The organism is Nocardia sp. CC201C, assembly GCF_030010695.1.
GTDB classification, from domain to species: domain Bacteria; phylum Actinomycetota; class Actinomycetes; order Mycobacteriales; family Mycobacteriaceae; genus Nocardia; species Nocardia otitidiscaviarum.
Genome location: NZ_JASCXP010000002.1, coordinates 26,607 through 53,279, shown reverse-complemented (window position 1 = coordinate 53,279; position 26,673 = coordinate 26,607). Strand labels below are relative to the sequence as shown.

At 69.3% G+C, this 26,673-nt stretch carries 24 protein-coding genes and 2 tRNA genes; 12 read left to right on the top strand and 14 right to left on the bottom strand.

From position 1 onward, the window contains the following. Positions 1–10: 10 nt before the first annotated feature. Positions 11–83 (bottom strand) — tRNA-Glu (locus QK444_RS00645). Positions 84–241: 158 nt separating this feature from the next. Between QK444_RS00645 and QK444_RS00640 the strand changes: the two genes are divergently transcribed. After that, the gene (locus QK444_RS00640) at positions 242–1,237 is read left to right on the top strand and encodes a zinc-binding dehydrogenase (RefSeq protein WP_282775983.1); all 996 of its coding nucleotides are present in this window, start codon (positions 242–244) and stop codon (positions 1,235–1,237) included. Between the two features lie 13 nt (positions 1,238–1,250). On the opposite strand, the gene QK444_RS00635 is transcribed toward QK444_RS00640, so the two are convergent. Further along, complete coding sequence (locus tag QK444_RS00635) at positions 1,251–1,727, bottom strand: DNA starvation/stationary phase protection protein (RefSeq protein ID WP_282775981.1); 477 nt, start codon at positions 1,725–1,727, stop codon at positions 1,251–1,253. A 51-nt stretch (positions 1,728–1,778) separates the two neighbouring features. Continuing rightward, positions 1,779–2,291, bottom strand: a complete 513-nt coding sequence (locus tag QK444_RS00630) for a gluconokinase (RefSeq protein WP_282775979.1) — start codon at positions 2,289–2,291, stop codon at positions 1,779–1,781. Between the two features lie 166 nt (positions 2,292–2,457). On the opposite strand from QK444_RS00630, the gene QK444_RS00625 reads away from it, so the two are divergent. From QK444_RS00625 to QK444_RS00615, 3 genes are read left to right on the top strand one after another with little or no spacing between them, the layout of a single operon-like run. Next, complete coding sequence (locus tag QK444_RS00625) at positions 2,458–3,366, top strand: metal-dependent hydrolase (protein ID WP_282775978.1); 909 nt, start codon at positions 2,458–2,460, stop codon at positions 3,364–3,366. Next, positions 3,363–4,472: a PDR/VanB family oxidoreductase gene (locus QK444_RS00620; RefSeq protein ID WP_282775976.1), complete on the top strand. Its 1,110-nt coding sequence runs from the start codon at positions 3,363–3,365 to the stop codon at positions 4,470–4,472. Before QK444_RS00625 ends, QK444_RS00620 begins: the two co-directional genes overlap by 4 nt. 19 nt (positions 4,473–4,491) lie before the next feature. Further along, positions 4,492–6,261, top strand: a complete 1,770-nt coding sequence (locus tag QK444_RS00615) for an SDR family oxidoreductase (RefSeq protein WP_282775997.1) — start codon at positions 4,492–4,494, stop codon at positions 6,259–6,261. A gap of 831 nt (positions 6,262–7,092) precedes the next feature. Here the strand turns inward: QK444_RS00615 and QK444_RS00610 are convergent. From QK444_RS00610 to QK444_RS00600, 3 genes are all read right to left on the bottom strand, one after another. After that, on the bottom strand, positions 7,093–7,587 hold the full coding sequence (locus QK444_RS00610; protein WP_282775974.1) for a hypothetical protein: 495 nt from the start codon (positions 7,585–7,587) through the stop codon (positions 7,093–7,095). 85 nt (positions 7,588–7,672) lie between these two features. Continuing rightward, positions 7,673–8,686, bottom strand: a complete 1,014-nt coding sequence (locus QK444_RS00605; protein ID WP_282775972.1) for a TerC/Alx family metal homeostasis membrane protein — start codon at positions 8,684–8,686, stop codon at positions 7,673–7,675. A gap of 173 nt (positions 8,687–8,859) precedes the next feature. After that, complete coding sequence (locus QK444_RS00600; protein ID WP_195143871.1) at positions 8,860–9,288, bottom strand: nitroreductase family deazaflavin-dependent oxidoreductase; 429 nt, start codon at positions 9,286–9,288, stop codon at positions 8,860–8,862. 414 nt (positions 9,289–9,702) lie between these two features. On the opposite strand from QK444_RS00600, the gene QK444_RS00595 reads away from it, so the two are divergent. Then, a tRNA-Ile gene (locus QK444_RS00595) sits at positions 9,703–9,776 on the top strand. Between the two features lie 109 nt (positions 9,777–9,885). Here the strand turns inward: QK444_RS00595 and QK444_RS00590 are convergent. After that, positions 9,886–10,938 carry an AraC family transcriptional regulator gene (locus tag QK444_RS00590; protein WP_282775969.1) on the bottom strand — a complete coding sequence of 351 codons (1,053 nt, stop codon included), beginning with the start codon at positions 10,936–10,938 and terminating at the stop codon, positions 9,886–9,888. Positions 10,939–11,185: 247 nt separating this feature from the next. Between QK444_RS00590 and QK444_RS00585 the strand changes: the two genes are divergently transcribed. Continuing rightward, a complete protein-coding gene (locus QK444_RS00585) occupies positions 11,186–12,484 on the top strand; it encodes an aldehyde dehydrogenase family protein (protein ID WP_282775967.1) in 1,299 nt (432 codons plus the stop codon). A gap of 151 nt (positions 12,485–12,635) precedes the next feature. Here the strand turns inward: QK444_RS00585 and QK444_RS00580 are convergent, their stop codons facing one another. Next, positions 12,636–13,046: a PaaI family thioesterase gene (locus QK444_RS00580; protein WP_282775965.1), complete on the bottom strand. Its 411-nt coding sequence runs from the start codon at positions 13,044–13,046 to the stop codon at positions 12,636–12,638. Positions 13,047–13,315: 269 nt separating this feature from the next. Here QK444_RS00580 and QK444_RS00575 point away from each other — a divergent pair, with 269 nt between their 5' ends. The 3 genes from QK444_RS00575 to QK444_RS00565 are packed head-to-tail and all read left to right on the top strand — an operon-like array spanning position 13,316 to position 16,580. Then, entirely contained in the window at positions 13,316–14,530 is a 1,215-nt protein-coding gene (locus tag QK444_RS00575; protein ID WP_282775995.1) for a SpoIIE family protein phosphatase, read from the top strand. Beyond that, complete coding sequence (locus QK444_RS00570; RefSeq protein ID WP_282775963.1) at positions 14,530–16,143, top strand: CHASE3 domain-containing protein; 1,614 nt, start codon at positions 14,530–14,532, stop codon at positions 16,141–16,143. The genes QK444_RS00575 and QK444_RS00570 overlap by 1 nt, the downstream gene beginning before the upstream one ends. Next, entirely contained in the window at positions 16,140–16,580 is a 441-nt protein-coding gene (locus tag QK444_RS00565; protein WP_029932702.1) for a response regulator, read from the top strand. The genes QK444_RS00570 and QK444_RS00565 overlap by 4 nt, the downstream gene beginning before the upstream one ends. 18 nt (positions 16,581–16,598) lie before the next feature. Here the strand turns inward: QK444_RS00565 and QK444_RS00560 are convergent, their stop codons facing one another. Then, entirely contained in the window at positions 16,599–16,964 is a 366-nt protein-coding gene (locus tag QK444_RS00560; protein WP_052373808.1) for an STAS domain-containing protein, read from the bottom strand. 163 nt (positions 16,965–17,127) lie between these two features. Here QK444_RS00560 and QK444_RS00555 point away from each other — a divergent pair, with 163 nt between their 5' ends. Continuing rightward, entirely contained in the window at positions 17,128–17,589 is a 462-nt protein-coding gene (locus QK444_RS00555; RefSeq protein WP_039811622.1) for an ATP-binding protein, read from the top strand. 3 nt (positions 17,590–17,592) lie between these two features. Here QK444_RS00555 and QK444_RS00550 read toward each other — a convergent pair whose 3' ends face one another. The 3 genes from QK444_RS00550 to QK444_RS00540 all read right to left on the bottom strand — a co-directional run bounded on the left by QK444_RS00550 (position 17,593) and on the right by QK444_RS00540 (position 20,964). After that, positions 17,593–19,224 carry an NAD(P)/FAD-dependent oxidoreductase gene (locus QK444_RS00550; RefSeq protein WP_282775959.1) on the bottom strand — a complete coding sequence of 544 codons (1,632 nt, stop codon included), beginning with the start codon at positions 19,222–19,224 and terminating at the stop codon, positions 17,593–17,595. Between the two features lie 89 nt (positions 19,225–19,313). Next, complete coding sequence (locus tag QK444_RS00545) at positions 19,314–19,682, bottom strand: metalloregulator ArsR/SmtB family transcription factor (protein ID WP_029932698.1); 369 nt, start codon at positions 19,680–19,682, stop codon at positions 19,314–19,316. 4 nt (positions 19,683–19,686) lie between these two features. Then, positions 19,687–20,964 carry an MFS transporter gene (locus QK444_RS00540; protein ID WP_306356362.1) on the bottom strand — a complete coding sequence of 426 codons (1,278 nt, stop codon included), beginning with the start codon at positions 20,962–20,964 and terminating at the stop codon, positions 19,687–19,689. A 131-nt stretch (positions 20,965–21,095) separates the two neighbouring features. On the opposite strand from QK444_RS00540, the gene QK444_RS00535 reads away from it, so the two are divergent. Further along, on the top strand, positions 21,096–21,869 hold the full coding sequence (locus QK444_RS00535) for a hypothetical protein (protein ID WP_282775956.1): 774 nt from the start codon (positions 21,096–21,098) through the stop codon (positions 21,867–21,869). Between the two features lie 223 nt (positions 21,870–22,092). Here the strand turns inward: QK444_RS00535 and QK444_RS00530 are convergent, their stop codons facing one another. Continuing rightward, entirely contained in the window at positions 22,093–23,787 is a 1,695-nt protein-coding gene (locus QK444_RS00530; RefSeq protein WP_282775954.1) for a TerD family protein, read from the bottom strand. Positions 23,788–23,917: 130 nt separating this feature from the next. Here QK444_RS00530 and QK444_RS00525 point away from each other — a divergent pair, with 130 nt between their 5' ends. Continuing rightward, the gene (locus tag QK444_RS00525; RefSeq protein WP_282775953.1) at positions 23,918–24,415 is read left to right on the top strand and encodes a hypothetical protein; all 498 of its coding nucleotides are present in this window, start codon (positions 23,918–23,920) and stop codon (positions 24,413–24,415) included. A gap of 30 nt (positions 24,416–24,445) precedes the next feature. Here the strand turns inward: QK444_RS00525 and pabB are convergent, their stop codons facing one another. Then, the gene (gene pabB, locus QK444_RS00520; RefSeq protein WP_282775951.1) at positions 24,446–26,668 is read right to left on the bottom strand and encodes an aminodeoxychorismate synthase component I; all 2,223 of its coding nucleotides are present in this window, start codon (positions 26,666–26,668) and stop codon (positions 24,446–24,448) included. Positions 26,669–26,673: the final 5 nt, after the last annotated feature.

Here is a 26,673-nt window from a genome sequence, read left to right as displayed (position 1 = left end):
GCCTGCGCTGTAGCCCCGACGGGATTTGAACCCGCGCTACCGCCTTGAGAGGGCGGCGTCCTAGGCCGCTAGACGACGGGGCCAGGACTGTTCTTCGATCTCGCGATCTCGGAAGCCCCGCTAGCTTAACCGATCGTTCGCCCAATGCGAAATCGGTGCGATGGGCTTGACCTCAATCAATCTTCAGGTTTCAGGATGGGGGTCGTCGGAGATACCTGAGAACAACAGGGAGGTAAGGGCAATGCGAGCAGTCGAAGCGAAGTCGTTCGGCGGTCCCGAGGTGCTGACGGTGACCGAGATCGCCGATCCGGTGGCCGGTCCGGGTGAGGTGGTCGTCGATGTGGCGGCGGCGGATGTGATGTTCCTCGATGTGGTGCTGCGCGGCGGCGGGGGAGTGGGCTTCTTTCCGGTCGCACCGCCGTACGTGCCGGGTGGCGCGGTCGCGGGCGTGGTGAGCGCGGTCGGTCCAGGCGTCGACGGCGGCTGGGTCGGGCGTCGGGTCGCCACCAAGACCGTGGCCAGTGCCGTCGGCGGCGGCAAACCGGTCGGCGGCTACGCGGAGCGGGCCGTGGCGGAGGCGGAGTCCCTGGCCGAGATTCCCGAGGGCGTGGACTTCACGCAGGCGGCCGCGCTGGTGCACGACGGTCGAACCGCCTTCACCGTGGCGGAGGCGGCGAATATCGCTCCGGGCTCCCGGGTGCTGGTCACCGCCGCCGGGGGAGGCGTCGGAACCCTGCTGGTCCAACTCGCCAAGGCGGCCGGTGCGACCGTCGTCGCTGCTGCTCGGGGCGAGGCGAAACTCCAACTGGCGCAACGGCTGGGAGCCGACGCGGTGATCGACTACACCGAGCCGGGCTGGACCGACCGCGTGCGGTCCGCCCTGGGCGGGGCGGGTGTCGACATCGTCTTCGACGGCGCCGGAGGCGATCTCGGTCGCCAGTCGCAGTCGACCACGGCTCGCGGTGCACGCGTCATCGGATTCGGCAATGCCGCAGGCGGTTTCGCGGATTTCGATGATGAGGACGCGGCCGCCCGCGATGTCACAGTCGTGGGCTTGCTGGAACTCACCAACTCCGATATCGATTGGGAACCGGCCCTCGGCCGCGCCCTCGCGGAGGTGGCGGCCGGGCGGCTGGAGGTCGTGGTCGGCCAGACCTTCCCGCTCGACCAGGCATCGGCGGCACACGCGGCGATCGAAGGGCGCACCGCGGTGGGGCGGACCCTGCTGACGGTGTGAAGCGGCGGACGCCTCACTCCTCCCGCTGCACCTGCCACATCCAGTGCAACTGCTCCAGCCGGGCGGTGATGTCGATCAGCACGTCCTGGGTGACCGGGTCGGCCTTCTCGGTGGCGTCGACGCGCTGGCGGAGGCGGCCGATCACCTCGGTCAGGTTGTCGGTGATCTTGTCGATCACGTCGGTGTCGCGCACCCATCCCGCCGGGAAGCCGGTGGTCGCGGCCTGCTCGGCCACCGTGCGGGCGCGGCCGTCCGGGCTGACGCCGATGGCGGTGGCGCGCTCGGCGGCATCGTCGGTGAATGTCCGTGCGGAGGCGACCAGTTCGTCGAGCGCCAGGTGTAGCGGGCGGAAGTTGCGGCCGGTCACGTTCCAGTGCGCCTGCTTGGCGATGAGCGTCAGGTCGATGAGGTCCACCACGGTGCCGCTCAGTGCCTCACCGGCGATCCGCTGCTGCTCGGTGTCGAGTGTGGTCATCACGGGCTGTTGCACGGGGTTCTCCTTCCTCGGGGGTCACCGAGGAGCTACCCACCTCGCCGGGACCTATGCGACCGTCGTGGGAAGGGCCGTGCGGATCTGCTCGACCAGGTCGGCCGGCGGCAGCGTGGCGTCCAGGGTGATCCCGGACTCGTCGTCGGTCAGCGGCCGCAGGACGGCGAGTTGGGAGTCGAGCATCCGCGCCCCCATGAAATGGCCCTTGCGGGAGGTGAGGCGGCGCTCCAGTTCGTCTCGAGGCGCGGCCAGATGCACGAAGAACAGGTCGGGCGCGGCCGTGCGCAGTCGATCGCGATAGCTCTGTTTGAGCGCCGAGCAGGTCAACACCGCGCCCGTGCTGCGTCGGTCGGCCAGCCATCCGGCCAGTGCGTCCAGCCACGGTGCGCGATCGGTGTCGTCCAGCGGTACGCCGGATGCCATCTTGGCCACATTGGCTTCGGGGTGGAAATCGTCGCCCTCGCCGTACTCGACGCCCAGCGCGTGGGCGAGCAGGGTTCCGACGGTCGTCTTCCCGGAGCCCGCCACTCCCATTACCACGATCTGCGGGGCTTGCGCGGTCATGATTCGAACCCTAGTGCCGGTATCGTCGTGCCCTGGTCATCGCGCGGGGGATAACTAGCTGTTACTCGTAGTCGCATAAACGGCTAGACTGTTGCTACGCTCACGTAGCAACAGCGGTCGCGGGTATCACCCCCGGTCGCGGGTACGACGATGACCAGGAGTATCGATGAAGCTACTTCCGAATATGGGCCGCCGCGCGGCGACGACCGATCCCGGTGAGGTAGCCCTCAACGCACGCAACGTGCAGTTCGACTGGGCCGCGACCGAGCCCGTCTGGATGCGGCGCGAACCGGTCGCCTCCCATGTCCTCAACGCCCTGAGCATGCTGCTGCCCGAGGGGGAGCGCATGTTCCTGGTCACCTTCGGCGAGGCCCTTCCGCTGGTGCGGGACGAGAAGCTGCGCGAGGCCATGATCGGCTTCATCGGCCAGGAATCCATGCACGCCGAAAGCCACAACGGTGTACTCGAGAACGTGCTGAAGACACACGGCATTGACGTGGAACCCTATGTGCGGCAGGCAGAATACCTCTTCCGCAAGACGCTCGGCCCGCGCGAGTTCGACACCGAGGCCGCCGCCCGCCAGCATCTGGTGGAGCGGCTCGGCGTGATCGCGGCCCTCGAGCACTTCTTCGCCTTCCTGGGCGACTGGGTGATCAATGCCGACCTGGAGCGGTTCGACGCCGACCCGCAGATGCTGGACCTGTTCCGCTGGCACGGGGCCGAAGAGGTCGAACACCGCATGGTCGCCCACGACGTGGCCGAATACTTCGAGGTCGGCTACGTGCGTCGCGGCGCGCTCATGCTGATGGTCTTCCCGATCTTCATCGCGCTGCTGCTGCGCGGTACCAAATACCTTGTGCACCAGGACGAGTCGCTGCCCAATCATCGCTACCCGCGGCTGGTCGGACGCATCTTCGCCGCCATGTGGCGGGGTGCGCTGCCCGGTGTGCCGTCGCTGCTGGTGAGCGCGCTGTCCACCTTCAAACCGGGATACAGCCCGGAGACGGTCGGCTCCACCGCGCAGGCCATCGCCTATCTGGCGCAGTCCCCGGCGGCGCGCCGGGCGGCGTCGTGACGGCATCGCGTCCGGTGCCCACCGCCGCGCCGCTCGACCTCTTCGGCAAGCCCCGCAGCGACCGCGCCACCCGGGTGCTGGACCTGATCGCCGAAACCCGGCTGCGCTGGACCACGGTGGTCAACCGGAAGGCCCCGCAGGGCCGGGTGGACGACCGGCGCACGCGGTTGATCGTCACCGAACGCCGCGTCGAGGCGCGGGACAACGACGTCGTCAGCATCATGTTCACCGCCCCCGATGGTCGTGAGCTGCCCGCCTGGCGGCCCGGTGCGCATCTGGACCTGGAGCTGCCCTCCGGCAAGGTGCGGCAGTACTCGCTGTGCGGCGACCCCGCCGACCGGCACAGCTACCGCATCGCGGTGCGGCGCATCCCCGACGGGCTCGGCGGTTCACGGGAGGTGCACGAGGCGCTTCCCGTCGGCACGCCGGTGACCGTGCGCGGGCCACGCAATGCCTTCCCCTTCGTCCTGCCCGGATACGGATCCTCCGCCAGCCGAGTGCATTTCGTGGCGGGCGGCATCGGCATCACCCCGATCCTGCCCATGGTGCGGATGGCGCAGCGGCTCGGCGTGGACTGGAGCATGGTGTACGTCGGACGTTCCCGCGACACCATCCCCTTCCTCGACGAGGTCGAGTCCTTCGGCTCCCGGGTCACGGTCCGCACCGATGACGAGCACGGATTGCCCACGGCCGCCGCCCTTTTGCACGGAGCGGGAGCCGACACCTCGGTGTACTGCTGTGGACCGGTGGTGATGACCCGGGTCATCGCCGAGGCGGTCGCCGAGCGGCCGGGCGTGGAAATGTACTCCGAACGTTTCTCCGCGCCGCCGGTGGTGAACGGCACCGCCTTCCGGGTCGAGCTGGCCCGCAGCGGCACGGTCGTCGACGTGCCCGCCGACAAGTCGGTGCTCGAAGAAGTGCTGAAAGTCCGCCCCGACCTGGCATATTCGTGCCGCCAGGGCTTCTGCCGCACCTGCCGGGTGACGGCGCTGTCCACCGACGTAGACCACCGCGACACCGTGCTCACCGACGCCGAGCGCGCCGCGGGCGACATGCTCATCTGTGTATCCCGCTGCGGCGGTGAACGACTGGTGCTGGACCTCTAGCACCCCACCCCAGGAGACGATCGTGACCGATCAACCGACCATCACCCCGGCGTCCCAGCGGCTGGTACGCAATGACGACTTCGACATCGCCGTCTACGAATACGGGGAGCCGTCGAACGAGACCGTACTGCTCGTGCACGGCTGGCCCGACGACAACCACCTGTGGGATCGCGTGGTGCCGCTGCTGGCCGACCGCTTCCACGTGGTCACCTACGACACCCGCGGCCACGGGCGTTCCACCCGCACCGACCGCACCGAGGACTACCGCCTGGAGCGGTTCGCGTCCGACTTCTTCGCCGTCGCCGACGCGGTGAGCCCGGACCGGCCCGTCCACGTCCTCGCCCACGACTGGGGTTCGGTCCAGGTGTGGGAGGCGGTGTGCGAGCCGCAGGCCGCCGCGCGCGTGGCCTCCTTCACCTCGGTATCCGGCCCCAACCTCGATCACCTGGGCGCGTGGGTGCGCGGGGAACTCTCGCGCGGCAAGGTGTGGGGGCCGTTCACGCAGCTGCTGTCCTCGCTCTACACCGGACTCTTCATGACCCCCGGGGTGCCGCGCGTGGTGCTCAAGCCGCTGGGGACCGAGAAGATGTGGTCGCGTTTCGTCGGGCTGATGAACGAGACCTCGCCCGCGAACATCACGCTCGGCCCCGAGTTCCGGCGCGACTTCTTCGACGGAATGCGCATCTACCGCGCGAACATTCCGCGCCGCCTGGCCGATCCGCGGGAGCGCCGCACCGAGGTGCCGGTGCAGCTGATCATCGCGCGCCGCGATGTGGCGGTGCGGCCCGCCGGTTACGACAACGAGCAGGACTGGGCCCCCACCCTGTTCCGGCGCGAGGTCGGCGGCGGACACTGGCTGCCGTTCTCCCACCCCGAACTGTTGGCCACCGCCACCACCGAGATGATCGAATCACTGCGGACCGGGGAGGCCGTCCGCGCGCTGCGACGCGCCGAAGTCGGCAGGCAGCAGCGCGAATTCGAGGATCAGCTGCTGGTCATCACCGGGGGCGGCAGCGGCATCGGCCGGGAGACCGCGCTCGCCTTCGCCCGCAAGGGAGCCGAGGTGGTGCTCTCCGACATCAACCTCGACGCCGCCAAGGAGACCGCGGAACTCATCGCGCGCGAAGGAGGTACGGCACACGCCTACCAACTGGACGTGGCGGACGAGGCGGCCGTCGCCGAACACGCCGCCGCCGTGATCGCCGCGCACGGGGTGCCCGACATCCTGATCAACAATGCCGGGGTGGGCCAGGCCGGGGACTTCTTCGACACGCCCGCCGCGGAATTCGACCGGGTGCTGAACATCAACCTGCACGGCGTCGTCAACGGCTGCCGCGCCTTCGGCAAGGCCATGGCCGAGCGCGGACTCGGCGGGCATATCGTCAACCTGTCCTCCATGGCCGCCTACACCCCGCAGCGCGGCTTCAGCGCCTATTCCACCAGCAAGTCGGCCGTCTTCATGTTCTCCGACTGCCTGCGCGCGGAGCTGGCGGGCAAGGGCATCGGCGTGCACACCATCTGCCCCGGCATCGTGCACACCAATATCGTTGCCACCACCCGCTTCTCGGGTGTCTCCGCCGAGGAGGAAGCCGCCAAGCAGCAGCGCTACGACAAGCTCTACGCGGCCCGGCGCTACGGGCCGGAGAAGGTCGCCGCCCAGATCGTCAAGGCCGTGGAGAAGGGACGCGACGTGGTCCCGGTGACCCCCGAGGCGCACCTGCAATATCGCTTCAACCGGTTCGCCCCGGCCATCGCCCGCTTCTTCGCTGCTCGGGTCAAGCTGACCTAGCCGCGCGGCGCACGAACTCCCGGTGGGTGTCCGGGAGACGGCCGGTCCGCGTTCGCGGATCGGCCGTTGTCGTTCTGAGCCTGTCGTGTCGAGCCTCTCGTGCTGAGCCGAAAATGGTAGCGGCACAGACGGTCACGCCTTAGCGTTCGGGGCATGGACGTACTTATAGCGGCGCTCGTGCTGTTGCTGGCCGTGGGGCTGTTCATCGCGTGGCTCGGGCGGACCTCCGGGGCGCTGCCGAAGCGGAGGCGTCGCCGGAGCAAGTGGGAGGGAGGCAGTGCCGTCGGTGGGAAGGACGGCGGCTATTTCGGCGGGTCCGACGGTGATGGCGGCTCGGGTTGCGGTGGGGGAGGAGGGGGCGGGGGCGGAGGCGGTGAATAGCCGCCGTACCCGGAGCCTCGCGGTTCAATCACCCCGAAAAATGGGTCTGCGGGGTGTCCGCCGGGACTGGTAGCGTTCTGCTATCCGACAGTCGAAGATGTCGGCACCCGGGGGAGTGGATCGATATGGATCTGTTCATATTTCTGGTGGCAGTACTGCTGGTGGGCTCGGTGATCGGGTTGTTCATCCGGTCCAGCAAGCGGAACTCGGAGAAGGCACGGCAGCAGCGGTACAGCCATGGGAGCGCGCGAGCGGGCAGGTCTCGAAGCTCGGGCGGCTACGCGGGTGGCGGCTACGCGGGTGGCAGCGGGTACGGGGGCTGGAGCGGTTATGGTGGCAGTGATTGGGGTGGAGGCGATTCCGGGAGTAGCGGTAGCTCCGGCTCCGGCTCCGGCTGCGGCGGTGGCGGTGGTTGCGGTGGCGGCGGCAGCTGAACCGTCAGCCGCGCCGCTACCGCGAATCCAGCCGTAGCGATTCCTCGATCAGGGCGATGCGCTCCGTGGGAATACCCCACGGCCGCGCGACGCCCACTCGAGAATCCAGATCCCACAGCACGCAGCTCTCACCGGGCCGGGCGACCATCGACCAGGCCACCACGGTGCGGCCGAGCTGCTCCGCCATGGGGTCGACGACCGCGCCCCGGGTACCCTCGCCCTCCGGAAAGTGGTGCAGGAACCGCCCGTACGCGGTGTCGCAGAAGCGCTGATAGCGCAGCGTGCATAGAATGAACCCGTGCCACGCCTCGTCCACGGCGTGGGACGGCATGCCGATCACCTGGTCGTCCCGCAGTGCCGCGCCGCAGCACCGCAGCCACTGCCGCAGACCGGTCTCCACCAGCTCACGCGGCTGCCACGGACAGGTCTTGAAGATCGCGTCCGGCAACTCCAGTGCGTCCACCGCGCTGTTGATCCGGTCGATTCGAGGGCGATTACCGAGTCCACGCAACACGATTCACCGTACGACGGCGCGGCGACGCGGCACCACACGGGAATTCCCGGGGTGGGCGCGGGCCGTCCCGCACCGGCGCTCGTCAACCGGCGAGCTCGGCCTTGTCGCCCGCGCGGTCGCGAGTGGCGTAGAGGCTGGTGAGCGTCACCGTCGTCAGCACCGCCACGATCACGCCCAGCGACGCCAGGGTCGGGATGGTCGGCACGCCGCTCCAGATGTCGTGCGCCCAGTGCAGCACCAGCTTCACGCCGATGAAGGCGAGAATGATCGCCAGACCGTAGACCAGGTGCACCAGCCGCGTCAGCGCCGCGTGCAGCACGAAATACAGTGCGCGCAAGCCGAGCAGCGCGAACGCGTTGGTGGCGAACACCAGGTACGGGTCACCCGTGACGCCGTAGACGGCGGGCACCGAGTCCACCGCGAACACCAGATCGGTGGCCATGACGGCGGCGACCACCAGCGCCAGCGGGGTCAGGGCGCGCTTGCCGTGCTCCACGATGGTCAGCCGGGTGCCTCGGTAGCCGTCGGTCACCGGCATGAACCGGCGCATCAGCCGGACCGACTTCATGGAGTTCACGTCGATCTCGGTCTCGCCGCCGCCGATGGCGTCGAGGATCAGTTTGATCGCGGTGACCAGCAGGATCAGCCCGAACAGCAGGAACGCCCAGTCCAGCGTGGCCAGCGCCGCCGCGCCCAGCGCGATGAAGATGCCGCGCAGTACCAGCGCACCCGCGATGCCGAACAGCAGCACCCGCTGCGCCAGTGCCGCGGGCACGGCGAACGCCGTCAACAGCAGCATGAAGACGAACAGGTTGTCGACCGACAGCGACTTCTCGAGCAGATAGCCGGTGAAGAACTCCACGCCCGGCGTGGAACCCCTACTCGCCCACAGGTATACGCCGAAGGCCACGGGCAGGGCGATGTAGAAGATGGTCCATCCCATCGCCTCCCGCATGGGCACCTCGTGCGGTCGCCGCGTCAGCACGAAATCGAGCACCAGCAGGCCGAGTACGCCGGCAATGGTCAACGCCCACAAACCGGGCGTACCAACGGATTCGACACTCGTGGCGGCGGCGAGCACGGAGAAATTGGACACAGAGACTCCTCGGACATGGATAACCAGCCGAGGTCTCCTTCACCCGCGAGAGCCGCGGGTGATCATCCGGGGATCGCGACGGCGCGATCCGTACTGACCGGAGTGATGCTTGGGAAGTACTCCCCTCGCGGCCGAGGATAGCCGCCCCATAGCCTCGTGTCCAATTTGTCCGATCAGCGGGGGCTGAGCACCACCACCGCGATCGGCCGCGACGTCTGCTTCTGATATGCCGTGTACCTCCCCTTGTTGACCTCGTCCACCAGCGCCCACCGCCGCGCGTACTCCGGATCCTCCGGATACGTGGCCCGCGCCGTCACCGGAATCCGCGTGGTTCCCACCTGAATCTCACAGTCCCCCTTGGCCTTCACATTCGCCAACCACCCCGGCGGCCGCGGTGACCCACCATTCGACGCGGTCACCAGATAATCCTTCCCATCCCGCGCATAGGTCAACGCATTCGTCCGCTCCACCCCCGTCTTCCGCCCCACCGTCCGCAGCAGCAACGTGGGGTTGCCGAACAACAGCCGATGCCCCACCACCCCGCCACTCTTCTCGTAGAGCCACTGATGGGCCCGCAACACCCTCGTGAACATGCTCGCCATCATTCCTCCTGGTCAGTCGCTTCTCGGGCAGAGTTCGAAACCCACCGGGCGCTGTTGAACGAACGCGTAAACTGCGCCATGTTCTCAATCTAGGGGTGATCGGGGGTGAAGGTGTATCAGCCGCGACCGGGCCGGGTGGTCCAGGCATATCGGTTCGCACTCGACCCGAACGCCGGCCAGCAGCGGACGGAAACGAGAGACCGTCATCAGGACACCGCCCGCCCCGTCGGACAGCGGTGACACCGTTACGGACCTTCCCCGGTCGAAAGGCTGGAATGCCGATATCCACAAAGGGAATCGGTAACGGCGGTAGCTCAGTCGGTTGCTACTGGATCGACCAGGTCGAGCGCGGAATCGCTCCACCTGGTGTTGGGTTTGGCGGTTGCGGACGCGCTTGCTAATGTGCCGAAGCACGCCCCTGTAGCTCAATGGGTTAGAGCTGCGGACTCATAATCCGTCGGTTGCCGGTTCGAGCCCGGCCGGGGGCACTTCGGATCGCGGTATCCACCGGGCCGGACCAGCTTTTCTCGGGTGGTTCCGAGCGCTGGTCCTCGGGCTCGATGTGGAGATTCGCCGGGCCAGGCGGAGGCTGTCCGATCAGGCGCCCACCCGGACCGTCGCCCGGCCGCGGTTGATGCGGGCGAAGTGGCCGGGGGACTGGCCTTTCCAGGAGCGGAAGGCCGAGCCGAAGGCTGAGACGCTGGAGTAGCCGAGGCGGTCGGCTACCTGCTCTACGGTGAGGCCGGCGACGAGGAGTTCCTCGGCGAGCATGCCGACGGTCTCGTTGCTCAGTTCGCGGAAGGTGGTGCCCTCGTCGGCGAGGCGGCGGCGCAGGGTGCGGACGCTGATGTCGAGGTCGGCGGCGATGTGGGTCTGATCGGCGACGCCGCCGCGGCGGATGAGCAGTTTGCGGACCTGGCCGCTGACGCCGACGCGGCTGCGGCGGCGCTCCATGAGATCGGCGCACTGCTGCTCGTAGTAGCGGGCGGTGGCGGTATTCGCTTGGGGGAGCGGCATATCCAGTGTGCTCGACGGAATCACCAGGTAGCTGGTCTCGGCGTCGAAGCGGATGTCGTCCACGCCGAAGATGGCCCCGAACATTTCGTAGATGGGATGCGGGGCGACGGTGACCTCCACGCGTACGACGGGGAGTTTGGTGGACAGCAGGTCCTGCTGCACCGTCGCGACGGCGGCCAGGTCCCGCTCCAGCGCGAAGGTGCGGATATCGGATGGCAGCGCCTGGTCGTCGCGCAGCACCCAGAACTCGTCGCCGATCCGGCGGGTGGACAGCCGGGCGGCGGTGAAGGACAGGTCGGCGTAGCGGGTGGCGATATCCACCGCGTGCCCGAAGGTCGGACAGGTCATGAGCGCGAAGCCCAGCACACCCATGCTGGGTGGATGGCACAGCAGTCCGGCCAGCAAACCCTGACCGGGTTCGTCACCCACGCCGCGCACCACATTGCGCATGAGTGCGACCTCCTGACCGAGGGTGATCTCGGCAGTGGGTTCGTTCAGATCGCTCTCCCGGATGCCGGTATCGCGCAGCACCTCGGGCAGACCGAGCCCCCGGGTGCTCGCGAAGTCCGCCAACAGGGCCGCACCGACGATGGAGCGCAATCGAGTAGGTTGGTCCGCCCTGTCCGTGTCCATGGTGAAATCGTCTCAGAATCCGCCCTGCCGGTGGTTCGGATTCGGTGACGATTCGGTCGCCGGTGCGGCCGATATTCGCCGGTTCCTGGCCCATTGTGTGCTGTTCGGGCGTACCCGGCGAACGTACGGTGACTTTATGCCGCACCGCGAGCGGCGGTCATCCGCCCCGGTAGTCGCCCAGTGTGCCCCCGACTCACCCGATCGCGGTGCGGCACTTCCATTCCCGATTCGTCTGAAGTGAGCTGGAATGCCGCATACGAAAACCGTCCGGGAATCTTCGATCACCGTATATTCCCCGGATGATGGCCGACCGGTCGGAACTGTTTGGGTGGATTCGCCCGAGCAGGTGAACACCGCGGTGAATCGCCTCCGGGCCGCCCAGATTCCCTGGCGTGCAATGGGTGTCATCGGTCGCCTGCACTGGCTGACGCAATTCCGCGACTGGCTACTGGACAGTGACGACGCCATCACCGATCTGCTGGCGAGCGAAACCGGAAAGTCGGTTTCGGCGGCGCGGCGGGAATTCGACCTGGCCGTCGAGGCCATCGACTACCACCGCAGCCACGGCGCGGAATTCCTTGGCGTACAACGCCCCCGGGCGCACAGCATGCCTACGCTGGGGGTGCACCTGTCGATCTCCTACCGCCGCTGCGCGGTGGTGGGGGTGATCGCGCCCTGGACCTATCCGCTGGCGCTCAGCCTCTTCGACGCCGTTCCGGCGCTGCTGTCGGGTTGCGCGGTGGTCGTCAAACCGTCGAGTGTGACGCCGTTGACCGTCAACGAGGTGGTGTCGGGATGGGCTCGCATCGGCGCACCGGCGGTGCTCACCGCCGCGCTCGGTCCGGAGGCCGGACCCGCCGTCCTCGACACCGTCGACCACGTGCACTTCACCGGCTCGGCCGATACCGGCAAGGTGGTGGCGCTGCGGGCCGCGAGTCGGCTGATTCCGTGCCGACTCGGGCTGGGCGGCAAATCCACGGCGATCGTGCTCGCCGACGCCGATCTCGATCGCGCCGCCGCCGCGGTGGCCCTGGGCGGTCTCGCCGAATGCGGGCAGGGGTATCACAGCATCGAGCGCGTCTTCGTCGAATCCGCGGTCTACGAGGCATTTCTGGACAAACTCGGTACCGAGGTGGCGGCCTTCGGGGCCGAGGACCCCGAGGACACCGACCCCTATGTCATGACCTCCGCGGCCCACGTCCGATTCGTGGCCGGACAGGTCGAGGACGCGGTGACCAAGGGTGCGTCGGTGCGCATCGGCGGGGCGGGTACGGGCAATCGTTTCGAGCCGACGGTCCTCGCCGATGCCGATCCGGCCATGGCGGTGATGACGCAGCAGACGCTCGGACCGGTGCTGCCGGTGATGCGGGTCGCCGACGTGGAGGAGGCGATCGAGCGCACCGCGCTGCCCTGGTGCGGGCCGAGCGTGAGCGTCTGGACCACCGACGACGCGACCGGCGGGTACGTCCGGGCGCGCCTGACGGCTCCCGAGGTGACCGTGAACGATGTGTCGATACATCTGACGCCACCGGGTTTCGCCAGGTAGTGGGGGTCAGGCGGCTGCTTCGCGGCCGCATCGCCATACTCCCGAGGTGGATGCGGGGAACCGGCGGCTTCGACCACCCGCGCCTGGTGGACGCGGGCATCCGCCCCGCCGCGGCGCGCGAGCGCTACGGTCTGCACGGCCGCCGCAGCGCCTAGCGCACGGCCTGGGTCTGGGTGACCTTGGCGACGAGATCGCCCGCGTCGTCGTGGATCTCGGTCTCCACCACGATGAAGGCGCGACCGGCGTGCAGGGGGCGCGCGGTGGCGGTGGCATAGCCGGAGCGGACGGCGCGCAGGAAGTTCGTCTTGGACTCGACCGTGGTCGTGCCGGTCTTGCCCTCGGGGAGATTCAGGTACGCGCAGACGGCCCCGGTCGAGTCGGCCAGGGCCATCAGCACGCCGCCGTGCAGCACACCGCCCAGGGTGCACAGGGATTCCTCCCAGGCCAGACGGCTGCGCACCAGATCGGGGCGACTGTCGAGCACCTCCACGCCCAGGCGTTCGGTGAACGGCATGGACCGGTGGAAGAGGGCGGTCCCGGCGGTGTCGATCGTTGTGGTCATGACCTCGAGCCTGCCGGACGCGGGTGTGCGAGTCGATTACCTTCGAGGTAATGCCGCCGCGCCGGTGCTCACCTGCGTCGCTGCCGTGGATCTGCTGGATCGGCTACGATTCGAGGGCCGTTCGGTCCAGAAACCGGCCGTGGCGTCGATGACGCATGCCCACCCTGCCCGCAGGGGTCGATCGGAGGCAATGATCTTGTTCCGCCGCACCACCGGACGCCGCACCACCCGGCGCACTCGCCCCTTCCCCGTACCCGTCGGCGGTGCCCGTGCGGCGTGAGCCCTTCGAAAGCCTGGTCGCCGACCGGGTGTGGCCCCAGCCCCGGGTGCTCCTGATCGAGGACGACCCCGCCGACGCCCTCCTGGTGGAGGAGTTGGTCACCGAGGGCGCGCCCGGATGCACCCTGCGGTGGGTGCGCTCGCTGGCCGAGGCGGATCCGGAATTGCGTGCGGGCACGGCCAATTGCGTGCTGCTCGACCTGCACCTGCCCGACGCCCACGGCTTGGAGGCGCTGTCGCGGGTACGCGGCCGCGCCGATGTGGCGGTGGTGGTGCTCACCGGGCTCGACGAGGAGCACACCGGTCTGGCCGCCGTCGCCGCCGGGGCGCAGGACTATCTCGTCAAGGGCCGGGTCGAACCCGAATTGTTCGGGCGCGCGGTGCGATACGCGATTCAGCGCAAACAGACCGAGCACACCAGCGCCGCCCTCCAGGCCAGTCAGATGCGGGCGCAGGAGAACGCCCGGCTGGAACGCGGACTGCTGCCCACCCCGCTGCTGCCCGCGCGCAGTGCCGTGACCGCCGTCCCGCGCTACCGGCCCGGTCGGGCGCACGCACTGCTCGGCGGCGATTTCTACGATGTGGTCGCCGATGCCGACGGCATCGTGCACGCGGTGATCGGCGATGTCTCCGGCCACGGCCCGGACGCGGCCGCCGCCGGGGTGGCGCTGCGCTTGGCCTGGCGCACTTTGATTCTCAGCGGCGTCACCGGCACGCGACAGCTGCGGCTGCTGGAACAGGTGCTGCTGGCCGAACGCACCGCGCCGTCCACCTTCGCCACCGCCACCAGCCTGGAACTGCGTCCCGACGACGGCACCGTGCGGGTGCTGCGCGCGGGCCATCCCGGCATGCTGCTGCGCTGCGGCGACGAGGTCTCCTGGCTGGAGACGCCCGGTGGTCCGGCGCTCGGCTTCCTGCCCGGTCGGGCCGACTGGCCGGAACACACGGTGGCCCTGCCCGCCGACTGCGGTCTCGCCCTGCTCACCGACGGCCTGTTCGAAGGCTGCGTGAACGAGCACGGCGACCGGCTCGGCGAGGACGGCCTGCTCGACCTGGCCCGCCGCATCCGCGCCGACAGCCCCGACGCCTTCCTGGACGCGCTGATCGGCCAGGTCGAATCGCTGGCCGCCGCATCGGGCGGACTCGACGACGATGTGGCCATGCTGTATCTGCATTGGGCCGACGACAGGGAGAACCGCGACTGATGGCATCCGAGCGACCCTCCGGACCGGTGGGGAAGCTGACGGCACAGGCATGGCTGCACGTGGTCCTGGCGAGTCTGCTGTTCGTGGTGGCACTGGCGGCGCTGGCCGTCGCCCAGGTGGTCGCCGAGACCACGGAGGTGACCGACCGGCTGGTGGCGAGCGCGCTGCCCGCGCAGAACGAGGCCATTCGCCTGCAGAACGCGCTCATCAGCCAGGAGACCGGTATCCGCGGCTACGCCATCACCGGCGATCCACGCTTCCTCCAGCCCTACTACGACGGCAGATTGGAGGAAGGCCGAGCGGCCCAGCGGCTTCGGGAGCTGGTGGGCGATCGGCCGGTGGCGATCGCGGATCTGGCCGCCGTCGAACAGGCCGCTGCGGGCTGGCGCGGCTCCTACGCCGAACCGCTGGTCTCGGCGGGCTCCGCAGCGGCGGTGCGCGATCTGGGGGATGTCACGGCCGCACAGGGGAAGGACATCTTCGACCAGCTCCGCGACCGCTTCACCACCCAGGAGGAGCATCTGAACGAGATGGCGGCGACCGATTCCGCGGCGCTGGCGCGGACCAGGACCGTGCGCAACGCGATCCTCGGCGTCATGATCGGGGTCTGCCTGCTGACCGGCATCGCCATGATCGTCCTGGTCCGGCGGCTGATCGTGCGGCCCATGCGGGAACTCACCGACTCGTCGCAGCGGGTGGCGGGCGGCGACTTCGCCCACCGCATCGACGCCCGCGGTCCGGCCGACGTGGCGGCGGTGGCGACGGCGGTCGACGATATGCGCCGCCGCATTCTCGCCGAACTGGAGTCCTCCCGGGAACAGCAGGCCCGGGTGGAGGAGCAGCGCGCGTTTCTGGACAGCCAGACTCTGGAACTGCGCCGCTCCAATGCCGAACTCGAGCAGTTCGCTTACGTCGCCTCCCATGACCTGCAGGAACCGCTGCGCAAGGTCGCCTCGTTCTGTCAGCTGATCGAGAAGCGCTACGGCAGCCAACTGGACGAGCGCGGCAAGCAGTACATCCACTACGCGGTGGACGGGGCCAAGCGCATGCAGGTGCTGATCAACGACCTGCTGGCCTTCTCCCGCGTGGGTCGGGTGATCACCAGCACCGAACCCATCGGACTGGACGATCCGCTCGACCGCGCGCTGGCCAATCTGTCCGCCGCCATCGAGGAGAGCGGAGCGCGCGTCGTCCGCCCGGACCGGCTGCCCGAGTTGGTCGGTGAACCCGTGCTGCTGACCATGCTGTGGCAGAACCTGATCGGGAACGCCATCAAGTTCCGTGCCGCCGATCGCGCACCGGTCGTCGAGATCACCTGCGTGGCGGATGCGGACGGCGGCTGGTCGTTCACGGTGACCGACAACGGCATCGGCATCGAGCCGGAGTTCGCCGACAAGGTGTTCGTCATCTTCCAGCGGTTGCATCCACGCGGTGAATACGGCGGTACCGGAATCGGTTTGGCCATCTGCAAGAAAATCGTCGAATACCACGGTGGTCACATCGGGATCGACACCGACTACACCGGTGGCACCCGGTTCCGTTTCACGCTGGTCGCGGCGGTCGAATCCACCGTCGACCGGCCGATCACCGCCGAAGAAGGAGTATCGCCATGAACGAGGTCGTCCGTCCGATCGATATCCTGCTGGTGGAGGACGATCCCGCCGACGAGCTGATGACGCGAGAGGCGTTCGAGGACAACAAGATCGGCAATACCATGCACGTCGCGCGGGACGGGCAGGAGGCGCTGGACTTCCTCTACCGTCAGGGCGAGCATGCCGACGCACCGCGGCCCGACCTCATCCTGCTCGACCTCAACCTGCCCAGATACGACGGGCGGGAGGTACTCGGCAAGGTCAAGACCGATCCCGAGCTGGCGCACATTCCGGTGGTCGTGCTGACCACCTCGGCGGCGGAGGAGGACATCCTGCGCAGCTATCAACTGCACGCCAACGCGTACGTGACCAAACCGGTGGATCTGGACCAGTTCATGGCCGCGATCAAGCAGATCGACGAATTCTTCGTCCAGGTGGTCCGGCTGCCCCGGCACTGACCGGCCGGGGCGGCCCGGTCACACCGAGAGATCGAGCTCCCCGGCGGCGAGCGCCTCGTCCAGGGTATCGAACAGCGCCACCACCTCGTCCAGCCCCGTCACGTCGATGGGGCGGCGCACCTGCGGGCTGGCTGCCACGCGTAGCCGGGCCGGTTTGGCCGCCTCGGCCGCCACCAGCAGGGCGCTCAGCCCCACCGAGCCCATGAAACCCACCCCCGACATGTCCAGCACCGGCACGCGCCCGGTGGCCAGGGTCTCCTCGAGCACCGACCGCAGGTCGGGGACCGAGGCGATGTCGATCTCACCGTTCGCGGTCACCACGAGCGTGCCATCGTGCTCGTGGACCGCCACGGACAGTGTTCGGGACGTCCCGCTCTCGGTCACCGTCGAGTCCTTTCTCCAGGGCTGCCCAGGTACTGCGCGGGCGGCCGGTTCCTGGCCGCGCGCCATTGCGTGCGTACCCATCCGCCGCGTGTTCAATCCTCCCACAACGGGTCGAATAGCCGTGAGTTGCACGGGTATTGCTACCAAGGAGCGACTAGGACAGATGGTGCGACTCGCCGGCAACGGCGGAACAGGAGGCGGCGTGTCGATGATGATCCAGCGACCGCGGCAAGCGCAACCATCGACGCCCCTGCGCGTCCGGCTGCCCGCCGAGCCCCGCAACCTGGTGATGGTGCGCCGGGCGCTGCGGGACTGGCTGCCGACCACGGGGATGGCGTCGGAACGGGTGGACGATGTGGTGCTGGCGGTGACCGAGGTGTGCTCCAACGCCATCGAACACGGTTATCGGGACCGTCCGGGCACCGTGCATGTCGAGGGCTGGGCGACCCGGTCCGCGGTGCACCTCGTGGTGACCGACCACGGCCGGTGGAGACCACCGCGACCGGATCCGGGCGAGGTGCGCGGCCGGGGCCTGCGATTGGTCCGGGCTCTGGTTCCGGAGGTCCGGCTGGAGACCGGCAGCACGGGGACGTCGGTGGAACTTCGGCTGCCGTTGTCCGGTTGACCGCTAGCGGCTCAGCGCGAAGCCCGGGTAGCCGTGCTCGCGCTCGGTGTCACAGCGGCGGCGATAGTTGCCGAAGCCGCCGATGTAGGGCATGAACACCCGCTTCTTACCATCCACATTGGCACCGATGTACCAGGAATTGGCGCGCACGAACAGCGTGCCCTCCGCCACCTCGGTGAGGTGGGCGGTCCATTCCGCGGCGGCCTCCGGGCGGGCTTCCACCCGGGTGACGCCGGTGGCGCGGCAGTGGTCGATGAGCGCGAGCACCCAGTCCAGTTGCTGTTCGGAGTGCAGCGCCATATTCGCCATCACCGACGGGGTTCCGACGCTGTTGACGCTGAACATGTTGGGAAAGCCCGGAATTCCGAAGCCGAGATAGGTGGTCGGGCCGTCGGCGAAGGCGTCGTGCAGCCGAATCCCGTTCGCGCCCCGTGGATTCACGCGCAGCAGCGCGCCGGTCATGGCGTCGAACCCGGTGGCGTAGACGATGGCGTCGAACTCCAGGAACCGTTCGCCGGTGCGGATGCCGGTGGCGGTGATCTCCTCGATGGGCTCGCGGCGCAGATTCACCAGGTCGACGTGCGGCTCGTTGAACATCTCGTAGTAGCCGACGTCGGTGCAGATGCGCTTGGTGCCGATGGGGTGGTCGGTGGGAATGAGATCGGCGGCGACGGCGGCGTCGGCGACCTTGGCGCGAATCTTGGCCTCGGCGAACTCCCGCACGATGTCATTGGCGGCCAGATCGCTGTTCTGGTCCGGGAAGACCTTGTTGAACAGCACGCCGCCCTCGTTCCAGCGCTGTTCCATGGCCGCCAGGCGTTCGGGTTCGCTCAGCTCCAGGGCCTTGGTCTGGATACCGGTGTGCGGGGTGGCGGCCGGGGCGTAGTAGGACTTCGCGCGGCGTTCGGCGTAGGTGGCGCGGATGCCGTGCTGTTCGTCCTCGGTCCACGGCCGGTTGGGCATGGGCACGCTGTAGTTCGGCGAGCGCTGGAAGACGGTGAGGGCGGCGGCCTCGCGCGCCAGCAGCGGCGAGACCTGGATGCCGGAGGAGCCGGTGCCGATCACGGCGACCCGCTTGCCGGTGAGGTCCGCGCCCGCCTCCGGCCAGCGGGCGGTGAACAGCTCGACGCCCTGAAAGGTGTCGGCCCCCGGGATATTCGGGCGGATGGGTTCGGACAGGCAGCCGGTGGCGAAGACGACGAAGCGGGCGGTGACGGTGTCGCCGCGATCGGTGCGCACCGCCCAGGTGGCGGTGGGCTCGTCGAACTCCGCGGCGGTGACGCGGGTGCCGAACCGGTAGTGCCGTCGCAGTTCGTAGCGTTCGGCCACATGTCGCAGGTAGGCGTGGATCTCCGGCTGCGCGGCGAATCGCTCGGTCCACGTCCAGGTCTGCTGCAATTCCGGATCGAAGGAGTACGAGTAGTCCACGCTCTCCACATCGCAGCGTGCGCCCGGATAGCGGTTCCAGTACCAGGTGCCGCCCACATCGTCGCCCGCCTCGATGCCGAGCACGGTCAGACCCGCCCGCACCGCATGGTGGACCCCGTAGAGCCCCGCGAACCCCGCCCCGACGATCACCACGTCGTACCGGCCGTCCGCCTCGCTGTTGGAGTGCATGCTCGCCCTCTCGCCCATTCGTCTCGAGTATTTCGAATAGGCATATGGTCGAGCGGGTGAGCGCGGCGCCGCGACCCTTCGTCCCACTGATCAGGAGCGCGGACCCGCTACTCGTGCGGCGGTTCGCCGGTCACCACGTGATCGGCGTGATTGAGCCCCTCGCGCACCAGTCGCGCCAGATGACCGTCCCGCAGCCGGTAGATGATCCGCCGCCCCTCGCGGCGGGTGTCCACCATGCCGCTGAAGCGCAGTTTGGCCAAATGCTGGCTGACCGCGGTGCGATTGGCCCCGACCGCCTCGGTCAGCGCCGTCACATCGGCCTCGGACGCGGCCAGAATCCACAGGATGTGCAGCCGGGTGGGATCGGAGAGCATGCGGAAGGTCGAGGTCGCGGCATCGAGGCGGGCCTGGTCCGGCGCGATCGGATGGCTGAGGCTGGCAGCGGATTCCGCGGCCGGAATACCTTTGCGCGCCATCAGCTCACCTTCCTGCCGAGACCGGCCCTCCCGTGCCCGCCGGTGCGGACACCGGCCACAACCGGGCGGTCGCCATAGCCGCAAGTGTAGCGATCGCCGCCAGTACGGCCGCCGCCACGAACAGCCCGCCGGCCGGATCCGCCCAGGCCGTGCCCGGTCGACCCGGGATCAACCCGGCGGTGAGCGTACCCGCCCACCCCGCGATGGGGTAGGTGAGCAGGAACGCCGCGTGCGACAGTGAGAACTGAGCGGTGAACACGGCCGCCCGGTCGCCGGGTGGGGATCCCGCCCGCAGCAGCCGGGCTGCCGGTGTATTCACCAGGGAGGTGCCCGCCCCCAGCGCCATCCAGGTGCAGGCCAGCAGCGGCCAGTCGAACAGCGGTGTCAGCGCGGCCGCGGCGGTCGATCCGGCGGCGAGCAACCGCGTCCCCGTGAGCATGAGCCGCCGGTCGCCGAATGCCGCCAGCAGGCGGGGCGTGGCCACGGCCACCGTCAGGGAGCCGAATCCGAAGCAGCCCAAGGCCACCGCCACCCCGGTCGCCGTTCCGTGCAGCAGTTCCCGCACGTACACGACGGTGTTCACCACGACCAACGCCGTCGCCGCGGCCACCGCGAGATTCATGACCAGCAGGGCGCGTAGCGCGGGCAGGGCCAGCATGGCCCGTGCGCCCGCGGTGATCCGGCGGGGCAGCGACTGTGCCGTCGGCACCGGGGTGAGCCGGGGGAGTGCGGTGCCCACCACCATGGCGGCCGATACCACGAAACCCGCCGCGGTCCCGAGGAACAGCAGGTGGTAGCCCAGCACAGTCAGCAGGGCGGCGGCCAGCGCCGGACTCAGCAGCGACTCCAGGTCATAGGCCGCCCGGGACAGCGACAGCGCGCGCGTGTACTGCCGCTCCTCGACCAGGATCGCGGGGATCACGGCCTGGAAGGCGGGCGTGAAGGTCGCCGAGGCGGCCTGCAGGACGAAGATCAGCGCGTAGATCTGCCACACCTGCGTCACGAACGGCAGCAGCAGCGCGACCCCGGCCCGCACCGCGTCCGCCGAGACCAGCAGCGGTCGGCGCGGCACCCGTTCGGCCAGAGCCGAGATCACCGGGGCCACAAAGACATACGCCACCATTTTGATGGCCAGCGCGGTGCCGAGCACCGCGCCGGCCCGACTGCCCGCGATGTCGTAGGCCAGCAGGCCGAGGGCCACCGTGAGCAGGCCGGTACCGATCAGCGCCACCACCTGGGCGGTGAACAGCCGGCGGAATCGCCGGTGCCGTAGAACCTCCATCACGCCGCCCACTATAAGCCAATGAGTGCGCAGTTGTGCACATGATGGCATGTTGTGCCGCGCGGTGCTGCCCCCGCGCGGGTCGGGGCGATATCGCTCGGTGCGATGGTGGGACGCCCTATCCTCGCCCTATGGGGAGGATCTCCGCGGTCGGCTACCTGATCGCCCTGACCGCCTCCGTCCTCGCGGGCTGCGCCGAATCCGATACGGCCCAACCGGTCTCGGAGCGCTCAGGGGTCGCCGAGGTGCGGCAGCCGCGGACGGTCTCCCGTGCGCCCGCACCCGACGGGCCGCCCGCGTGCGGCGACCTCGGTGTGCCCGCCGACTCGCCGGACTGCCGCCTGCGCTCCCGCGATCCGGTCGGCCTCGCCTACACGGTCCGGCGGACCACCGTGGACGGGCGGACCGACGCGACCATCGAGGTCACCGGGCCAGACGGCACCGCCACGCAGACACTCGCCGAGCACGATATCCGGCATCCCTCCGATCCGAGCCTGCGCGATATCGACGGTGACGGTCGCGAGGAGCTGATCGTCCCGCTCCACCTCGCCACGCCGAATACCCGCTACGCCGTCTATCGCGCGTCGGGAGCGGCCACCGAGCTGCGGCGGGCCGGTGAACTCACCGGCGTCGCCATCGACACCACCGCCGACGGCTACGTGGCGTCCACCGCCCGCGACGCCCAGCTGAGCTGGTCGGTCGGGTTCTGGCGCTTCGCGGACGACGTGTTGATCCCCGTCGTCACCGCCCGGGTGCGCCTGGACACCGACGGCACCCGCATCACCGACAGCACATGCACCGTGGTGGACGAGGGCGGATTGTCGGACACCGAGCTGCCCTCGCTGGTGGAGGCACGGGAACGGTTCTGTACCGAACCGGTGGTACTACGTATTCTCCGGGGCTGAATATCCGGGCTGGATTCGGTAATTCCCCGGATGTGACCTCATCCGTGCGTGGATGAGGATGGACATCACAACAGAACAGGCTTCCTCGGCATACCGCCGACGTGGCCGCCGGAATCGGAGGACCACCGCCTCGCCAATGACGTCGAGGCCAGCGCAATGGGGCGCGACCGTCTAACGATCCAACCGGTTGGTTACGGGCGGTTGCCGGGACCGCCGAGCACAACTAGATACGAGCGCCCTTGGAGCGATTGCAGGCGCGGCACAGGATCTGCAGATTCGCCGCACTGGTCGCCCCACCCCGGCTGAGCGGGATGATGTGGTCGAACTCCAGATAGTGGCTGTCGCCGCACTCCACGCACTTGCCGCCGTCGCGCTGCCACACCTCCGCCTTGACCTCCTGGGGGATGCTGCGGGTATCGCGCTGCCCCGGGGTGAGGGCGAGGCGCTTGGCCACCCGCAGCGCGCCCTCCAGGCTGGCGGCCGTGTAGTCCGGATCGGCCACGTCGAAGGTCGCCCCGCCGCGTGCCGAGGTCGCGGCCAGCACCACGCGACCGTTCTCCGAGATCACCGAGACCACGCGCGCCCAGGGCATTTCGATGCCGGTGTCGGTGCCGACGAAGCGCAGCTTCTTATTGCTGCAGATCAGCCTGCCCTCGCTGTGCCTGGGTCCGCGCGACAGCTGGCGGATGTGGATGGCGGGCACATCCAGGTGCACCTTCTCCTCCGGATCGAGGTGCAGGCCCACCGCCCGCACCACCGGCAGGTCCCCGGCCCGCAGCCGGGACAGCGTATGCCCGCGCTGCATACGCCGCCGCAGATCCTCGATGAGCGGACCGGTCAGGGCCAGTTCGCCGACCGCCGCGTCGAAGGCGTCGCGCTCGGTCTGCTCGATGACCCCGTCGGCGAAGGCGAACGCGACCAGGCGTTCCACATGGTCGTGCCCGACGGGCCGCAGACGTTCCAGCCCCAGCGCCTGCTCGATGCGCTGATAGCGCAGCGCCGTCCACAGCGCCTCCCAGTCCGCACCGTGTGTCCCGGTCGTCCGCAGCACCCGTGCGGCTCGCTGCACCCAGCCCTCGAGATACTCCTCGATCCGGTCCGAGCACTCCCGGCACGGGGCGGGCCGCCCGAACAACCGCCAGCGCCGCGTCCGCCCGCACCGCGGGCAGTGCCGCGCGTCGGTGGACGGCACCGGTCGCACGGAACTGGTCCACTGCGCCGCGTCCCACCAGCGCAGCCGTGCGGGGTCCTCCGGATCCACGTGCCAGTCCGCTCGCTCCGGATGCGGCGGTGGCAGCAGCAGCGGTGGAATCTCCCGGGCTTCCCGCTCCAACGACAATCCCGGCCGCATCCGCCGCTCCCACGGCGCGGAGCCCCCCGCGGGTGCCCCGGCCAGCTCGTGGCGCGCCGCGGCGGCGGCATCCGTGCGTTCCGGCGCGTCCCCGGCATCGTCGACCTCGACCCCGAATTCGGTGACGATGCCCGCCAGCCCGCTGGCCCAGCCCTGCGCGATGGCGCGGAAACGCCACTGCCCGTCGCGGCGGTAGAACTCGCCGAACATCATGGCCCGCACCGATTCCGCGGCATCGATCTCGAACCAGGCCACCGGGCGGCTGTGATCGAAGACGGTGAGGACGAGACCGGGGATCTCGGTGAAGGAGTCGGCGTCCACGGAGCCGGTGAGGACGATGCGCGTGACGTCGGATTCGGTACGGGGGAGGGAGACCGACAGGCGCGCGGTGCCGGGGGCGGGCGCCTGGTCCAGGGTGACCGCCTGGGATATGTGGCGGGGCGCGTTGAAGAAGACGAAGTCCCGGTCGGAGCGCACCCGGCCGCCGTCGGCGAGTAACAGGGCGTGCGCGTCCACCTCGTGTTCCGACTGCCACGAAAGGACAACGGTCAGAAGCGATGTCGGCACCGGCGCATGGCCACCCCTGATCAGTTTCATCGTGATCGAACTATGCCATGTCGCTCCGACACACCACCCGGCCGAATAGAACCGGGCGGTCTTACATGTACTTTCGCCGCCGCTCCGGCACAGTGGAGGCATGACCACTCCGAAGGACCCCGGCAGCAACCCGAAGGGGTCCGGCCGCAAGGGCCAGCAGCGCGCCGCCAGCCCCGGCGACCTCATCGCCGCCGCCCAGTCCGCGGTGGAAGCGGCCCAGCACGCCGCGGGCCAGGTCCTCGACGCCGCCCAGCTCACCGCCGGTACCGCCTTCGACACCGCGGTGCGCCTCCCGCCGGCCTCCGTGCAACTGGCCGCCCAGCTCCCCGACCTCATCGAGAACCTCGCCACCGCCATCGACCGGCTCAATGCCACCATCGACCGTCTCGACCGGACGCTCGCACTGGCCGATCCGGCCTTCGCCGCCTACGACCGCCTGCTCCCGCGACTCGAGGCCATGATCGCGTTCGGCGAGGACGTCTTCACCCGGCTGTCCCGACTTCCCGGCGTCTCTCTGCTCGGGCGGTTCAGTGCTCCCCGCGAGGATGCCGAACCCGCCCCGCCCGAACCGAAGTCGCGTCGCGACCGGCGGAAGTAGGCGAGTTCGCCGCGACCGGTCGAGCCGCCCTCAGGCGGAGGGCAGCGGTGCGCGCGGTGCGACGCCGATACCCGGCAGGGCGCGCAGCGCGGCGGCGGCCTTCCAGACCATCTCGTGGTACTCGGCCTCGGGATCGGAGTCCAGGACGACGGCCCCGCCCGCGCCCACCCGCCAGCGGCCGTGCTGGCGCACCGCGGTGCGGATGACGATATTCAGATCGGCGGTGCCGCCCAGACCGAGGAAGCCGATGGTGCCCGAGTAGACGCCGCGGGCCTCGGTCTCGAGGCCGTCGATGATCTCCATGGTGCGCAGCTTCGGTGCCCCGGTCATGGAACCACCGGGAAAGCAGGCGCGGACGCAGTCGATCACGTCGTGGTCGGCGCGCAGGGTGCCGCGAACGGTCGAAACCAGCTGGTGCAGAGTGGTATACGTCTCGACTGCCATCAGCTTGGGCACGTGCACGGTGCCGATCTCGCACACCCGGCCCAGATCGTTGCGCAGTAGATCCACGATCATGAGGTTCTCCGCGCGGGTCTTCGGGCTGCTGGCCAGTTCCGCCGCCAGCTGCTCGTCCTCGGCGGCGGTGAGCCCACGCGGCGCGGTGCCCTTGATGGGCTTGGACTCCACCGTGCGCGTGCGGTCGATCTTGAGGAAGCGCTCGGGGGAGGAACAGGCCACCTCCAGTCCCGGGAAGCGCAGGAAGGCCGCGTACGGGGCGGGATTGCCGCGGCGCAGGGTGCGGTAGACGTCGAGCCCGTCGGAATCGGCGGGGAGATAGGCGCTGTCGGTGATGCAGATCTCGTACGACTCGCCCGCGCGCAACTGCTCCCGGCAGGCCGCGACATCGGCGAGATACCGTTCCCGCCCCCGGGTCAGCAGCGGCGCTACCGTCCGCTCCTCCGCGACCAGGTCCAGGGTGGGCGGGTTCTCCCAGGTGGGCAGGGCGGCCACGACGGCGCGCGTGGCGGTGAGCCAATCCCGCGCGGCCCGAACCGATTCCGCGCCCGGCTCGGCCAGCGCCAGCAGATGGGTGCGGCCCGCCTCGTGGTCGACGACGATCAGCCGGTCGGCGAACACCCACTGCGCGTCCGGGGCGGGCGCGCGGTGCGCCGCGGCCGCCCCGCAGTCCGCCTTCATCTCGTAGCCGAGGTACCCCACGTAGCCTCCGACGAAATCGAAAGGCACCGGAGGGAATTCGATGCGGCGACGACGTAGCTCCCGGGACAGATAGTCCAGCACCCCGCCCGCGACCTGTCGTCGGCCGCCCGCCGACTCCACCTCCACGCTGCCCGAGCCGACCCGGTAGCGCACCACCTCGGCCAGCGGTCCCGAGGCGTCCCCGAGAAAGGAGAACCGGTCCAACCCGGGCTCCACATGTTCGCTGTCGAGCCAGAACGCGGTCTCCGAATCCCGGTACAGCCGCAGGAATACCGCCTCGGCGTCCAGGGCACGCTCGATGGTCGTGTGCTCGACCCGGTACTCGACGGTCGCCGCGTGCGTCTCCGGCAGGCGCTGTGCGGCACGGTTTTCCGGGGACACGACGTCGTGGTCTTCCGATGCGGCCGCCGCGCGCGGGCCGAAAGCAGCGGTGTGTCCGCCGAGTCGACGATCGGAGCCGGACCGTGCCGCGCCGGGGCTCGCGACGTGGCCCCGGCCGGGGGCACGGACGCCGGCCGCCTCCGTCAGCCGCGCGAAGTTCCGCAGCAGCGCGCGCCCGTACTCACTCGCGACGGACTCCGGGTGGAACTGCACCCCCCACTGCGGCCGGCCGCGATGCCGCACCCCCATGATCACCCCGTCCGGCGTGGTCGCCGTGACCTCGAGGGCTTCCGGCAGCGGCCGCGCCGCGCACAGCGAGTGGTACCGCACGGCCGTGAAGTCCTGCGGTACGCCCGCGAACAGATCCCGCCCGTCGTGAGTGACGCGATCGGGATAGCCGTGCCGGGGTTCGGGAGCCCTCGTCACCACCCCGCCCGCCGCGATCACAATGCCCTGGTGGCCCAGGCAAACACCCAGCAGCGGTAGCTCGCTGCGGGCGATGAGCGCCGTCGAGACGCCGACGTCGCGCGGCACATCCGGTCGGCCCGGTCCGGGGGAGATGACGATGTTGTCGAAGGATTCCAGGTCCAGTTCGGCCGGATCGTCGACCTCGTCGTTGCGCACGACCACGGGTTCGATCCCGTTCACCTCACTGATCAGCTGATACAGGTTGTAGGTGAACGAGTCGTAGTTGTCGATCAGGAGCGTGCGCATTTGCC

Bases quoted from the DNA above. Each gene is read 5' to 3' on its own strand.
- QK444_RS00640 (WP_282775983.1), top strand. From the start codon at position 242: ATGCGAGCAGTCGAAGCGAAGTCGTTCGGCGGTCCCGAGGTGCTGACG.
- QK444_RS00630 (WP_282775979.1), bottom strand. From the start codon at position 2,291: ATGACCGCGCAAGCCCCGCAGATCGTGGTAATGGGAGTGGCGGGCTCC.
- QK444_RS00625 (WP_282775978.1), top strand. From the start codon at position 2,458: ATGAAGCTACTTCCGAATATGGGCCGCCGCGCGGCGACGACCGATCCC.
- QK444_RS00600 (WP_195143871.1), bottom strand. From the start codon at position 9,288: ATGGCGAGCATGTTCACGAGGGTGTTGCGGGCCCATCAGTGGCTCTAC.
- QK444_RS00590 (WP_282775969.1), bottom strand. From the start codon at position 10,938: ATGGACACGGACAGGGCGGACCAACCTACTCGATTGCGCTCCATCGTC.
- QK444_RS00585 (WP_282775967.1), top strand. From the start codon at position 11,186: ATGCCGCATACGAAAACCGTCCGGGAATCTTCGATCACCGTATATTCC.
- QK444_RS00580 (WP_282775965.1), bottom strand. From the start codon at position 13,046: ATGACCACAACGATCGACACCGCCGGGACCGCCCTCTTCCACCGGTCC.
- QK444_RS00570 (WP_282775963.1), top strand. From the start codon at position 14,530: ATGGCATCCGAGCGACCCTCCGGACCGGTGGGGAAGCTGACGGCACAG.
- QK444_RS00565 (WP_029932702.1), top strand. From the start codon at position 16,140: ATGAACGAGGTCGTCCGTCCGATCGATATCCTGCTGGTGGAGGACGAT.
- QK444_RS00555 (WP_039811622.1), top strand. From the start codon at position 17,128: ATGGTGCGACTCGCCGGCAACGGCGGAACAGGAGGCGGCGTGTCGATG.
- QK444_RS00550 (WP_282775959.1), bottom strand. From the start codon at position 19,224: ATGGGCGAGAGGGCGAGCATGCACTCCAACAGCGAGGCGGACGGCCGG.
- QK444_RS00545 (WP_029932698.1), bottom strand. From the start codon at position 19,682: ATGGCGCGCAAAGGTATTCCGGCCGCGGAATCCGCTGCCAGCCTCAGC.
- QK444_RS00540 (WP_306356362.1), bottom strand. From the start codon at position 20,964: ATGGAGGTTCTACGGCACCGGCGATTCCGCCGGCTGTTCACCGCCCAG.
- QK444_RS00535 (WP_282775956.1), top strand. From the start codon at position 21,096: ATGGGGAGGATCTCCGCGGTCGGCTACCTGATCGCCCTGACCGCCTCC.
- QK444_RS00525 (WP_282775953.1), top strand. From the start codon at position 23,918: ATGACCACTCCGAAGGACCCCGGCAGCAACCCGAAGGGGTCCGGCCGC.
- pabB (WP_282775951.1), bottom strand. From the start codon at position 26,668: ATGCGCACGCTCCTGATCGACAACTACGACTCGTTCACCTACAACCTG.